The organism is Rugamonas sp. GW822-FHT03B10 (assembly GCF_058801745.1).
On the sequence record NZ_JBXANP010000013.1, the window covers coordinates 42,106 to 54,542 of the forward strand.

Genomic DNA, 12,437 nt, shown 5'->3' on the forward strand with positions numbered 1-12,437 from the left:
CAGTGGTTGGCAATGCGGGGCAGTATTTATCAACGTGGAGGAGTCTATCGTGGGCAAAGAGAGTAGCCAGAAATTCATCGCGCGCAACCGCGCGCCGCGCGTGCAGATCGAATACGACGTCGAGGTCTACGGCGCCGAGAAGGCCGTGCAACTGCCCTTCGTGATGGGCGTATTGGCCGACCTGTCGGGCCAGCCGGCCGATCCGCTGGCGCCGGTGGCGGACCGCAAGTTCCTTGAGATCGACGTCGACAACTTCGACGAGCGACTCAAGTCCATGAAGCCGCGGGTGGCCGTGCAGGTGCCCAACACGCTCACGGGCGAGGGCAACCTGAGCGTGGACATGACGTTCGAGAGCATGGACGACTTCACCCCGGCCGCCATCGCGCGCAAGGTCGGTTCGCTCAACAAGCTGCTCGAGGCGCGCGGCCAGCTGTCCAACCTGCTCACCTACATGGACGGCAAGACCGGCGCCGAGGAGCTGATCGCCAAGCTGCTGGCCGAACCCACTTTGATGCAGGCGCTGACGTCCGCGCCCAAGCCCCAGGAATAAAGACCACGAGGAGGAACAGACATGGCTGAGACTACAGCGGAATTGCAGCAAGGCGCCACCGGCACGCTCGAGATGAGCGATTTCAGCAGCCTGCTGCAGAAGGAATTCAAACCCCAATCGGACAAGGCCAAGGAGGCGGTGGAGAACGCCGTGCGCACGCTGGCCGAACAGGCGCTGGTGGGCGCCAACGTGGTGTCGGGCGACGTGCTGGGCACCATCGAGAGCCTGATCGCGCAACTGGACAAGAAGCTCACCGAGCAGATCAACCTGATCCTGCACACGCCCGAGTTCCAGCAGCTCGAAGGCGCCTGGCGCGGCCTGCACTACCTGGTCAACAACACGGAAACGGACGAGATGCTCAAGATCCGCGTGATGAACATCTCGAAGAACGACCTGGCCAAGACGCTCAAGAAGTACAAGGGCACGGCCTGGGACCAGAGCCCGATCTTCAAGAAGATGTACGAGGAGGAGTACGGCCAGTTCGGCGGCGAGCCGTTCGGCTCCATCGTGGCCGACTACTATTTCGACAACACGGCGCCCGACGTCGAGCTGCTGTCGTCGATGGCCAAGGTGGCCGCCGCCGCCCACGCCCCGTTCATTTCGGCCGCCGCGCCGTCGGTGATGCTGATGGAGTCGTGGCAGGAGCTGTCCAACCCGCGCGACCTGACCAAGATCTTCCAGACCCCGGAGCACGCGGCCTGGCGCTCGTTCCGCGAGTCCGAGGATGCGCGCTACGTGGGCCTGGCCATGCCGCGCTTCCTGGCGCGCCAGCCGTACGGCGCCAAGACCGATCCGGTCGAGGCCTTCGACTTCAAGGAGGACACCTCGGCCCCCGGCAGCAAGGACTACACCTGGGCCAACGCGGCCTACGCCATGGCCGTCAACATCAACCGCTCGTTCAAGGAATACGGCTGGTGCTCGCGCATCCGCGGCATCGAGTCGGGCGGCGCCGTCGAGGGGCTGCCGGTGCACAGCTTCCCCACCGACGACGGCGGCGTGGCCATGCAGTGCCCGACCGAGATCGCCATCTCCGACCGCCGCGAGGCCGAGCTGGCGGCCAACGGCTTCATGCCGCTGGTGCACAAGAAGAACACCGACTTCGCCGCCTTCATCGGCGCCCAGTCGCTGCACAAGCCGGCCGAATACGACGATCCGGACGCCACCGCCAACGCCAACCTGGCCGCGCGCCTGCCGTACTTGTTCGCCACCTGCCGCTTCGCCCACTACCTGAAGTGCATCGTGCGCGACAAGATCGGCTCGTTCAAGGGCCGCGACGAGATGGAGCGCTGGCTCAGCAACTGGATCAACAAGTACGTGGACGGCGACCCGGCCAACTCCAGCGAGGGCACCAAGGCCCGCAAGCCGCTGGCGGCGGCCGAGGTGCAGCTGGAGGAGGTCGAGGGCAATCCGGGCTACTACACCTCCAAGTTCTTCCTGCGGCCCCACTATCAGCTCGAAGGGCTGACGGTGTCGCTGCGGCTGGTGTCCAAGCTGCCGTCAGGTAAAGGCGCCTGACGCCGGTTGATTTTCATCGCAGGCAGTCGCGCCGGGCGGTCCCGCCGCCCGGCATTGTCAGTTCCAACCCATGCCGGCCAAGCCGGCCATATTAGGAGAGCAAAATGTCCGTAGACATGTTCCTCAATTTAGGCGCCACCATCAAGGGCGAAACCAAGGATTCGGCCCAGAAGGAAGCGGGCGACATCGACGTGCTGGCCTGGAGCTGGGGCGCCAGCAATTCGGGCTCGTTCCACACCGGCGGCGGCGGCGGCGCCGGCAAGGCCAATTTCCAGGACCTGTCCGTCACCAAGTACCTGGACAAGGCCTCGCCCGCGCTGCTCAGCGCCCTGGCCAAGGGATCGCACATCCCCACGGCCAAGCTGCTGGTGCGTAAGGCCGGCGAGGGCCAGCAGAAATACCTGGAGATCACGCTCACCAACGTGCTGGTCACGTCCGTCTCCACCGGCGGCAGCGGCGGCGAGGACCGCCTGACGGAGAACATCTCGCTCAACTTCGCGGAAGTGAAGTTCGAGTACTTCCTGCAGAACGAGAAGGGCGTGACGGCGTCGGGCGGCGAATTCCATTACGACATCGCCGGCAACATCACCAAGTAACAGACGGTTGCGCGGGGACGGCAGCGCCGGCCCCGTTCCCGCGACAGACCGCACCGCCATGGGCCGGGGGAGAACACGCAGATGGATGCGCAACAGCTGATCGCCGAGGGCAAGCTCGACGCCGCGCTGGCGGCCTTGCAGGACCAGGTGCGCAAGGACGCATCGAATGCGAAGTACCGGATTTTCCTGTTCCAGCTGCTGGCCGTGATGGGGCAGTGGAACCGCGCGCTGACGCAACTGAACGTGGCGGCCGAACTGGACGCGGCCACGCTGCCGATGGCGCAGACCTACCGCGAGGCGATCCAGTGCGAGGCGCTGCGCGCCGAGATCTTCGCCGGCAAGCGCGCGCCGCTGGTGTTCGGCGAGCCGCCGTCGTGGCTGGCGCTGCTGATCGAAGCATTGCGCCTCGATGGCGAAGGCCAGTACCAGCAGGCGGCCGAAGCCCGCGCGCGCGCGTTCGAGGACGCGCCGGCCGGCGCCGGCAGCGTCAACGGCGAGCCGTTCGGCTGGCTGGCCGACGCCGACCAGCGCCTCGGGCCCGTGCTGGAGGCCATCGTCAACGGCCGCTATTTCTGGATCCCGTTCCAGCGCATCAGCCGCATCGAATGCGACGCGCCGGCCGACCTGCGCGACGCCGTGTGGACGCCGGCCCGCTTCACCTGGACCAACGGCGCCACCACCGTGGGCCTGATTCCGACCCGCTACCCCGACACCCGCGCCGGCGCCGACGACGCTCTGCTGCTGGCGCGGCGCACGGAATGGGCCGCGCAGGGGCCGCTGTGCGGCTATGGCCTGGGCCAGCGCCTGCTGGCGACGGACGCCGCTGAATATGCGCTGATGGACGTGCGCACCGTCGCCTTCGACGGCGATGGCGCCGGCGCCGGTGCTGGCGAGGGCCAGGCGGACGGCGAGCATGGCTGAACTGGCGCCCCGTGAACGCTTGCAGCCGTCGCTGCTGGACCGCCTGACGGACGACGAACCAGACAAGACGGTGGAGTCGCGCGAGCGGCGCGTGCTGTCGGTGCGCACGCTGCGCGAGAGCGTGCTGCGCGACCTGGGCTGGCTGCTCAACGCCACCAACCTGTTCTCCGTCACGGACGGCGGCGGGCTGCCGCACGTGGCCGGCTCCGTCGTCAACTACGGCATGCCCGACATCTCCGGCCTGTCCGTGGCCGGCCTGAACCTGTCCGACCTCGAACGCGGCATCCGCCAGGCCATCTGGGACTTCGAGCCGCGCCTGTTGCGCGCCTCCGTGGTGGTGCGCGCCGTCGCGTCCCAGTCCAACAGCAACAAGGTGACGTTCGAGATCGAGGCCGACATGTGGGCCCAGCCCTATCCGGAGCGCCTGTACCTGAAGACGGAACTGGACCTCGACCGGGCCGCCATCCGCCTGAGCGAGATGGGAGGGCCGCGATGAATCCGCTGTTCCTGCGTTACTACAGCCAGGAGTTGCAGCACCTGCGCGAGGTGGGCGGCGAGTTCGCCCGCGAATACCCGAAGGTGGCCGGGCGTCTGGGCCTCGAAGGCTTCGAGTGCGCCGATCCCTACGTGGAGCGGCTGCTGGAGGGCTTCAGCTTCCTCACGGCGCGCGTGCAGATGAAGCTGGACGCGGAATTCCCCCGTTTCACGCAGCACCTGTCGGAGCTCGTCTATCCGCACTTCCTGGCGCCCACGCCGTCGATGGCGGTGGTGCAGCTGCAGCCGGACCTGAGCAATCCCAGCCTCAAACAGGGCTTCCTCGTGCCGCGCGGCAGCGCGCTGCGCAGCGTGCTGGGCAAGGGCGACACCACGGCCTGCGAGTACCGCACCAGCCATGACGTGACGCTGTGGCCGGTGGAGCTGACCGAGGCCAGGTTCTACACCCACAGCGGGGTGCAGGCCGGCAGCGACCTGCAGCTGCCGCCCGCCGTCAAGGCCGGCCTGCGGCTGCGGCTGCGCACCAGCGGCGGCCTGCCGCTGCAGGAGCTGGCCATGGACAGCCTGGTGCTGCACCTGCGCGGCGGCGACGACATGCCGGTGCGGATCTACGAAAAACTGCTGGCCTGCGTCGAGGGCGTGCTGGTGCAGCCGCCGCAGGGCGCGCGCGGGGCGGGGCGGACGCACACGCTGCTGCCCAAGACCGTGCTCTCGCCGATGGGCTTCGACGAGCACGAGGCGCTGCTGCCCACCGGCAAGCGCACGTTCCACGGCTACCGGCTGCTGCAGGAATATTTCGCCTTCCCCCAGCGCTTCCAGTTCCTCAAGCTGCAAGGGCTGCGCCAGGCGCTGGCCCGCTGCGGCGGCGAGGAATGCGAGGTCGTGATCCTGCTCAACCGCGCCGACCCGCACCTGGAGCAGGTGCTCGACGCCTCCAATTTCGCCCTCAACTGCACGCCGGCCATCAACCTGTTCCTGCGCCGGGCCGACCGCATCAACATCTCGGGCGAGCAGTTCGAGCACCACGTGCTGGTGGACCGCACCCGGCCCATGGACTACGAGGTGTACCAGATCGAGGAAGTGACCGGCTATGGCACGGGGCCGGACGCGGAGCAGACCTTCCGCGCGTTCTACACCGCGCGCGACATCGGCAGCCTGCACCAGGACCGCGCGTTCTACCAGGTGCGGCGCGAGCCGCGCACCATCTCGCAGCGCCAGCGCCGCGTGGGACCGCGCTCGAGCTACATCGGCAGCGAGATGTTCATCACCATCGTGGACGCGGCCGAGGCGCCGTACCGCAGCGAGCTGCGCCAGCTTGGCCTGTCCGTCTGGTGCACCAACCGCGACCTGCCGCTGTCCATGCCCATCGGGGTCGGCAAGACCGACTTCATCCTCGATTCGGGCGCGCCGGTGACGGCCGTGCGCTGCGTGGCCGGCCCCAGCGCGCCCCATCCCTCGTTCGCCGAGGGCAACGTGACCTGGCGCCTGCTCAACCACCTGTCGCTCAACTACCTGTCGCTGGCCGACAGCGATCCGCGCCAGGGCGCCGTGGCGCTGCGCGAGATGCTGGCCCTGTACTGCCACCCGGGCGACCTCAATGCCCAGCGCCAGGTGGAGGGCGTGCGTTCGATCGCGGCCACCCCGGTCACGCGGCGCATGCCGTCGCCCGGCCCCATCACGTTCGGGCGCGGCCTGCAGGTCACGCTCACGCTGGACGACGCGGCCTTCGAGGGCACCGGCGCCTTCCTGCTGGGCGCGGTGCTCAGCCACTTCTTCGCGCAGTACGTGTCCATCAATTCGTTCACGGAGACCGTGGTCAGGACGCTGGCGCGCGGCGACATCATGCGGTGGCCGGCCACGGGGGGCGTATGCGCGATCCTGTAGCGGTGGAACTGCAGCTGGAGGCCCATTCGGCGCGCATGGATTTCTTCCAGGTGCTGCGGCTGATCGAGGCGTCCCATCCCGAACAGCCGCGCATCGGCACCTCGCTGCGCCCGCGCGACGACGCCGTGCGCCTGGGCCAGGACCCCTCGCTGTGCTTCCATCCCACCGCGCTGGGCCGCTTCACGCGCGCCAGCGGCGCGGCGCGCGCGCGGCTGGCCGTCAACTTCTTCGGCCTGCTGGGCGCCAACGGCCCGCTGCCGCTGCACCTGACCGAGTACACGCGCGACCGCCTGCGCAACGGCGGCGACGGCACCCTGCTGGCGTTCCTCGACGTGTTCCACCACCGGCTGCTGTCGCTGTTCTACCGGGCCCGGGCCCAGGCCGAGCCGGCCGTGAGCCTGGACCGGCCGGAGACGGACCGCTACGCCGAATTCGTGGGCAGCCTGTTCGGCATCGGCGCGCCGGGCCTGCGCGGGCGCGACGCCGTGGGCGACTTCGCCAAGCTCCATTTCGCCGGCCTGCTGGCCAACAACGCCCGGCCGGCGTCCGGGCTGGTGGCCATCCTGCGCGAATATTTCAGGCTGCCGGTGCGGGTCGAGCAGTTCGTGGGCCACTGGATGCGGCTGCCGCCGGAGGTGCAGTCGCGCCTGGGCGGGGCCGGCGGGCAGGGCGAGGGCAACCGGCTCGGCGTGTCCACGGTCCTGGGCAGCAAGGTGTGGGACAGCCAGAACAAGTTCCGCATCGTGATCGGACCGCTCAACTACGCCGACTACCGGCGCATGCTGCCCGGCGGCGACAGCATGAAGCGGCTGCTGGCATGGGTACGCAATTACGTGGGCGGCGCACTGGACTGGGACGTGCGCCTGATCCTGGACAAGGGTGAAATCCCGCCCCTGCGGCTGGGTGGCGGCGAGGCGGGCGCGCGATTGGGCTGGAGTACCTGGCCCATGAGCGGGCCGGTCACGCGCGATCCGGACGATCTGCTCATCAACCCCAGTGCCTACCTTTAGGACATCATCATGGCGGAAATCAGTCGCGTTGCCCTGTTCGGCAAACTCAATCCCCTGTGCTACCGGGCCATTGAAAGCAGCACCGTGTTCTGTAAGCTGCGTGGCAATCCCTATGTGGAACTGGCGCACTGGGTCCATCAGATATTGCAGCTGCAGGACTCGGACCTGGCCCGCATCATCCGCCAGTACGAGCTGGACCCGGCGGCGCTGGCGCGCGACCTGACGGCGGCGCTGGACCGGCTGCCGCGCGGCTCGACCTCGGTCACCGACCTGTCGTCGCAGCTGGAGGAGGCGGTCGAGCGGGCCTGGGTCTACGGCACGCTGATGTTCGGCGAGTCGCAGGTGCGCTCGGGCCACCTGGTGGTCGGCATGCTCAAGACGGCCAGCCTGCGCAACGCGCTGTACGGCCTGTCGCGCCAGTTCGAGCGGGTCAAGGTGGAGGACTTGTGCGAGCGCTTCGGCAGCCTGCTCAAGGAGTCGCCCGAGGCCATCATGGGCGCGACCGACGGCTTCCAGGCCGCCGGCGCGGCCGGCGCGGCGCCGGGCGAGGCGTCCGGCGCCATCGCCCCGGCGGCCATGGGCAAGCAGGAGGCCCTGAAGAAGTTCACGGTGGACCTGACGGCCCAGGCCCGCGGCGGCAAGATGGACCCCATCGTCGGCCGCGACGACGAGATCCGCCAGGTGGTCGACATCCTGATGCGGCGCCGGCAGAACAATCCCATCCTGGTGGGCGAGGCCGGCGTGGGCAAGACGGCCGTGGTGGAGGGCTTCGCCCAGCGCATCGCGCGCGGCGACGTGCCGCCCAGCCTGAAGGACGTGCAGCTGGTGGCGCTGGACGTGGGCCTGCTGCAGGCCGGGGCCAGCATGAAGGGCGAATTCGAGCAGCGGCTGCGCTCCGTGATCGACGAGGTGCAGGGCAGCCCCAAGCCCATCATCCTGTTCATCGACGAGACGCATACGCTGGTGGGCGCGGGCGGCGCGGCCGGCACCGGCGACGCCGCCAACCTGCTCAAGCCGGCGCTGGCGCGCGGCACGCTGCGCACCATCGGCGCCACCACCTTCGCCGAGTACAAGAAGCACATCGAGAAGGACCCGGCGCTGACGCGGCGCTTCCAGACCGTGCAGGTGGACGAGCCGGGCGAGGAACGCGCCATCCTCATGATGCGCGGCGTGGCCTCGACCATGGAGGCGCACCACAAGGTGCAGATCCTGGACGAGGCGCTGGAGGCGGCCGTCAAGCTGTCGCACCGCTACATCCCGGCCCGCCAGCTGCCCGACAAGTCGGTGAGCCTGCTCGACACGGCCTGCGCGCGCGTGGCCGTGAGCCTGCACGCGACGCCGGCCGAGGTGGACGATTGCCGCAAGCGCATCGAGGCGCTGCAGACGGAGCTCGGCATCATCGCCCGTGAAAAGGCGATCGGGATCGACATCGGCAAGCGCGAGGCGGAGGCCCACGTGCTGCTCGCCAGCGAGCAGGGGCGCCTGACGGCGCTGGAGGAACGCTGGAACGCCGAGCGGGAACTGGTGGACGAGCTGCTGGCCCTGCGCGCGCGCCTGCGCGACGGCGTGCATCCCGTTGAGGGCACCGGGAGCCAGCTGGAGGAGGCGGCCGAGGCGGTGGCCCCGGTGCTGGACCCGGCCGAACGCGCGGCGCTGATGGAGCAGCTGCACGCGGTGCAGAACCAGCTGACGGAACTGCAGGGCGAGACGCCGCTGATCCTGCCCACCGTCGATTACCAGGCCGTGGCGGCCGTGGTGGGCGACTGGACCGGCATCCCGGTCGGCCGCATGGCCCGCAACGAGATGGAGACGGTGCTCAAGGTGGCCGATCTGCTGGGCCAGCGCGTGATCGGCCAGGACCACGCGATGGAGATGATCGCCAAGCGCATCCAGACCTCGCGCGCGGGGCTGGACAATCCGAGCAAACCGATCGGCGTGTTCATGCTGGCCGGGACCTCCGGCGTGGGCAAGACCGAGACCGCGCTGGCGCTGGCCGAGGCCTTGTACGGCGGCGAGCAGAATCTGATCACCATCAACATGAGCGAATTCCAGGAGGCACACACGGTGTCCACGCTCAAGGGCGCGCCGCCCGGCTATGTGGGCTATGGCGAGGGCGGCGTGCTGACCGAGGCGGTGCGGCGCAAGCCGTATTCCGTGGTGCTGCTCGACGAGGTGGAGAAGGCCCACCCGGACGTGCACGAGATGTTCTTCCAGGTGTTCGACAAGGGCTTCATGGAGGATGGCGAGGGCCGCTTCATCGACTTCAAGAACACGCTGATCATCCTCACCACCAACGCCGGCACCGACCTGATCGCGGGCCTGTGCAAGGACCCGGACCTGATGCCGGACCCGGAAGGCATGGCCAAGGCCCTGCGCGAGCCGATGCTCAAGGTGTTCCCGCCCGCGCTGCTGGGGCGCCTTGTGACAATCCCCTACTATCCGCTGTCGGACCAGATGCTGGGCCGCATCGTGCGGCTGCAACTGGACCGCATCAAGAAGCGGGTCGAGGCGCGCTACAAGATCCCGTTCGAGTACAGCGACGACGTGGTCAAGCTGGTGGTGTCGCGCTGCACCGAGGGCGAGTCGGGCGGGCGCATGATCGACGCCATCCTCACCAACACCATGCTGCCCGACATCAGCCGCGCCTTCCTCACGCGGATGATGGAGGGCGGCCAGATCGAGCGGGTGCAGGTGACGGCGCCGGACGGGGAATTCGCCTACGCCTTCGAGTAGCGCGGCCCGGGCGCCACCATCGGCCCCATCACCGGCGACGCGGCTCGCTTCCCCGGCAGGACTCCCACGGCGGGGTCAGGTCCAACATCCATGCACGGAATGATGTGTGCATGTTGGACCTGACCCCGCCGCGTCGCTTTTTATGACGGCGCGATGGGCACGGCGATTGCCACTGCCGCGCCGCTGCGTTACATTGGCGTGAAGTGCCAATGGGATACAACGTGCTCAATTACGACACGCTTTTACTGGTCCAGATCTGCATCACCGTGCTGACGACGGTGTTGTTGTCCATGGCCGCGCTGTATTCGGAAGGGGCGAACGAGCAGCGCTGGTGGGCCTTGGGGAATGTGGTGTCGTCCGTGGGGCTGGCGCTGTGCAGCCTCGATAGCGGACCGCCGCTGCTGCACGCGGTGGTCGGCTATGGCGTGGTTGGCCTGGGCGAGGCGCTGGTGCTGCGCGGCTTGCGCCTGTTCTGCAACCAGACGCTCAGCTGGCGCTGGATCGCCGCCATCGTCGCCGGCCCGTTGCTGATGACGGCATTTTTCACCTACGTGACGCCGAGCCTGACCGGCCGCCTGAGTGCGACGGGCTTCTATTTCGGCCTGCTCAACGGCGTGTGCGCCCTCACGCTGGCGCGCCATGCGGACTGGCGCGGCGTGGGCGCGAGCGTGGTGGGCTTCTCGGTGCTGGGGCTGGCGCTGTGGGTGCGCGGCGTCTATCTGCTGCGCCATGGGTCCGGCGATGAAAGCGCCTTGCTGGTGCTGGGCGTGGTGATGCTGACCATACCGCTGGCCCAGGTCGGCATCGCGTTCGGCCTGATCCTGATGGTGATGCGGCGCTACGCCGAACGCCTGCGCAACCTGTCGTGGGTCGACAGCCTGACGGGGGCGCTGAACCGCGCGGGACTGGAGGCGCAAGGCCGGCGCGTGGCCCAGCGCACGCTGCGGGCCGGGCGCTGTCTGGCCGTCGTCATGCTCGACGCCGATCATTTCAAGGACATCAACGACACCTGGGGCCACCCGGTGGGCGACGCCGTGCTGCGCCATTTGACGCGCCAGATCAAGGCGGAGCTGCGGCCGCTCGATCTGCTGGCCCGCTACGGCGGCGAGGAGTTCGTGCTGCTGCTCGACGGCGTCAACCTCGACGATGCGCAGCGCGTGGCCGAGCGGCTGCGCGCCAAGATCGAGGGGGAGCAGGTGGAGGTGGCCGGCCACACGGTGCGCTACACGGCCAGCATGGGCGTGGTGTGCTCGGACCAGCACGGCTACGATCTGCTGGAACTGATCGTGGCCGGCGACGCCGCCATGTATGCGGCCAAACGGGCCGGCCGCAACCGGGTGGTCGCTGGGTGAAGCCGATTACGCCGATTACGCCGATTACGCCGCCGTCGCAGCCACCAGCAGTCCGGCCACCGGCTGGCTCGCTTCCAGCCGCAACGTGACGGGTTCGAGCGCGGCCGGCGTCAGGCCGGCCGCCGCCAGCGCCAGCCGCACGTGGCGTTCCGTGTGGCTGTAGCGGCCATGGCCATGCAGCCGGTAGCCGTCGCCGTGGCCATCGTCCGCGCCCTGTTCGACGGTGAACACCAGCAGGCCGCCCGCGCGCAGGGCCAGCCTGGCCGCCGCCAACACGTCCTGCAGCGCGCCGAAATAGCACAGCGTGTCGGCCGATACGATCAGGTCATAAGCGGCCGGATGCCGGCGAAGCCAGGCCGTCAGCTCCGCTTCGTCGAGCCCGTCGTAGTCGCCGCGCCGGGCGGCCTTCTCCAGCATGGCGCCCGCCAGGTCGACGCCGTGCAGCGTGCGCGCGTAGGGCCGCAGCAGCGGGCCGCACAGGCCCGTGCCGCAGCCCGCGTCGAGCACGTCGAGCTGGCGCGCAGGCGAGCCCGCCAGCCTGGCCACCAGCTGCGCGCACAGGGTGGGGGCGCGGTAGTCGAGCCGCGCCAGCACCTGGTCGAAGCTGTCGGCGAAGCGGTTGAACGTGGTTTGCACAAAGGCGTCGGACGCGCGCGCGGGCGCGTTGGCGCCCTGGCAGGCGGCCACCATGTGGGCCACCACCGGATTGTCCGGCTCCCGTTCCTGCCAGCGGCGGTAGACTTCCAGCGCTTCCGCATCGCGTCCATAGGCCACCAGCGCGCGGCCCAGGCTGTGCAGCATGGTGTTGTCGTCCGGTTTGAGCAGGATCGCTTCGCGGTAGGCGCTCAGGGCGTCCTCCTGCGCGCCGGTCTTTTTCAGAACGTGGCCCAGATTGGTCCACGCCTCCACGAAGCCCGGCGCCAGCGCCACCGCCCGCCGGTAGGCGGCGATGGCCTCGACGTGGCGGCCTTGCTCCTTGAGCACCACGCCCAGGTTGTTGTGGGCCTGGGCGAATTCGGGACGGGCCGCGATCACCATGCGGTACGCGTGTTCGGCTTCGGCGTAGTGGCCGCGCTCCTTCTGCACGTTGCCCAGGTTGTTGCGCGCGTCCACGTAGTCGGGCGCCAGCGCCAGCGCGCGCCCGATCAGGCGCAGCGCGTCGTCGTGCTGCCCGAGCTGGTGCTGGGCCACGCCCAGGTAATGCAGCGCGTCCGTATGGCTGGGCGCTACCTGCAGGATGGCGCGGTAGTGGCGCGCGGCCAGTCCCGGCTGGCCGCGCCGGTGCACCGATATGGCCAACTGGAACGCGTCCGCCACGCTGATCTGCTGCGAGGGGCGGCGGGAGTGGCGCGGCGTGGGGCGGGACGACTTCGGCATGCGG

General features: G+C 69.1%; 10 protein-coding genes. 9 read left to right on the forward strand and 1 reads right to left on the reverse strand.

Features of this window, described 5'->3' with window-relative positions; all coding sequences use genetic code 11:
• Window positions 1-49 precede the first annotated feature (49 nt).
• From tssB to AC1RQG_RS19625, 9 genes are all read left to right on the forward strand, one after another.
• Window positions 50-550 carry a type VI secretion system contractile sheath small subunit gene (gene tssB / locus AC1RQG_RS19585; protein ID WP_493133734.1) on the forward strand — a complete coding sequence of 167 codons (501 nt, stop codon included), beginning with the start codon at window positions 50-52 and terminating at the stop codon, window positions 548-550.
• Window positions 551-571: 21 nt separating this feature from the next.
• A complete protein-coding gene (tssC, locus tag AC1RQG_RS19590) occupies window positions 572-2,065 on the forward strand; it encodes a type VI secretion system contractile sheath large subunit (RefSeq protein WP_493133736.1) in 1,494 nt (497 codons plus the stop codon).
• A gap of 104 nt (window positions 2,066-2,169) precedes the next feature.
• On the forward strand, window positions 2,170-2,661 hold the full coding sequence (locus tag AC1RQG_RS19595; RefSeq protein WP_493133738.1) for an Hcp family type VI secretion system effector: 492 nt from the start codon (window positions 2,170-2,172) through the stop codon (window positions 2,659-2,661).
• An 81-nt stretch (window positions 2,662-2,742) separates the two neighbouring features.
• Entirely contained in the window at window positions 2,743-3,582 is an 840-nt protein-coding gene (locus AC1RQG_RS19600; protein WP_493133740.1) for a type VI secretion system accessory protein TagJ, read from the forward strand.
• Window positions 3,575-4,078: a type VI secretion system baseplate subunit TssE gene (tssE, locus tag AC1RQG_RS19605; RefSeq protein ID WP_493133742.1), complete on the forward strand. Its 504-nt coding sequence runs from the start codon at window positions 3,575-3,577 to the stop codon at window positions 4,076-4,078. Before AC1RQG_RS19600 ends, tssE begins: the two co-directional genes overlap by 8 nt.
• On the forward strand, window positions 4,075-5,961 hold the full coding sequence (gene tssF, locus AC1RQG_RS19610) for a type VI secretion system baseplate subunit TssF (RefSeq protein ID WP_493133744.1): 1,887 nt from the start codon (window positions 4,075-4,077) through the stop codon (window positions 5,959-5,961). Before tssE ends, tssF begins: the two co-directional genes overlap by 4 nt.
• Entirely contained in the window at window positions 5,946-6,971 is a 1,026-nt protein-coding gene (gene tssG, locus AC1RQG_RS19615) for a type VI secretion system baseplate subunit TssG (RefSeq protein ID WP_493133746.1), read from the forward strand. The genes tssF and tssG overlap by 16 nt, the downstream gene beginning before the upstream one ends.
• Before the next feature lie 9 nt (window positions 6,972-6,980).
• On the forward strand, window positions 6,981-9,704 hold the full coding sequence (gene tssH, locus AC1RQG_RS19620) for a type VI secretion system ATPase TssH (protein ID WP_493133748.1): 2,724 nt from the start codon (window positions 6,981-6,983) through the stop codon (window positions 9,702-9,704).
• Between the two features lie 209 nt (window positions 9,705-9,913).
• A complete protein-coding gene (locus AC1RQG_RS19625; RefSeq protein WP_493133750.1) occupies window positions 9,914-11,056 on the forward strand; it encodes a GGDEF domain-containing protein in 1,143 nt (380 codons plus the stop codon).
• Window positions 11,057-11,080: 24 nt separating this feature from the next.
• Here the strand turns inward: AC1RQG_RS19625 and AC1RQG_RS19630 are convergent, their stop codons facing one another.
• Window positions 11,081-12,433 carry a tetratricopeptide repeat protein gene (locus AC1RQG_RS19630; protein WP_493133752.1) on the reverse strand — a complete coding sequence of 451 codons (1,353 nt, stop codon included), beginning with the start codon at window positions 12,431-12,433 and terminating at the stop codon, window positions 11,081-11,083.
• Window positions 12,434-12,437 lie beyond the last annotated feature (4 nt).

Coding starts and splice junctions, on each gene's coding strand:
- AC1RQG_RS19630 (WP_493133752.1), bottom strand. CDS start 12,433: ATGCCGAAGTCGTCCCGCCCCACGCCGCGCCACTCCCGCCGCCCCTCG.
- tssG (WP_493133746.1), top strand. CDS start 5,946: ATGCGCGATCCTGTAGCGGTGGAACTGCAGCTGGAGGCCCATTCGGCG.
- tssE (WP_493133742.1), top strand. CDS start 3,575: ATGGCTGAACTGGCGCCCCGTGAACGCTTGCAGCCGTCGCTGCTGGAC.
- AC1RQG_RS19595 (WP_493133738.1), top strand. CDS start 2,170: ATGTCCGTAGACATGTTCCTCAATTTAGGCGCCACCATCAAGGGCGAA.
- tssH (WP_493133748.1), top strand. CDS start 6,981: ATGGCGGAAATCAGTCGCGTTGCCCTGTTCGGCAAACTCAATCCCCTG.
- tssF (WP_493133744.1), top strand. CDS start 4,075: ATGAATCCGCTGTTCCTGCGTTACTACAGCCAGGAGTTGCAGCACCTG.
- tssC (WP_493133736.1), top strand. CDS start 572: ATGGCTGAGACTACAGCGGAATTGCAGCAAGGCGCCACCGGCACGCTC.
- AC1RQG_RS19625 (WP_493133750.1), top strand. CDS start 9,914: ATGGGATACAACGTGCTCAATTACGACACGCTTTTACTGGTCCAGATC.
- AC1RQG_RS19600 (WP_493133740.1), top strand. CDS start 2,743: ATGGATGCGCAACAGCTGATCGCCGAGGGCAAGCTCGACGCCGCGCTG.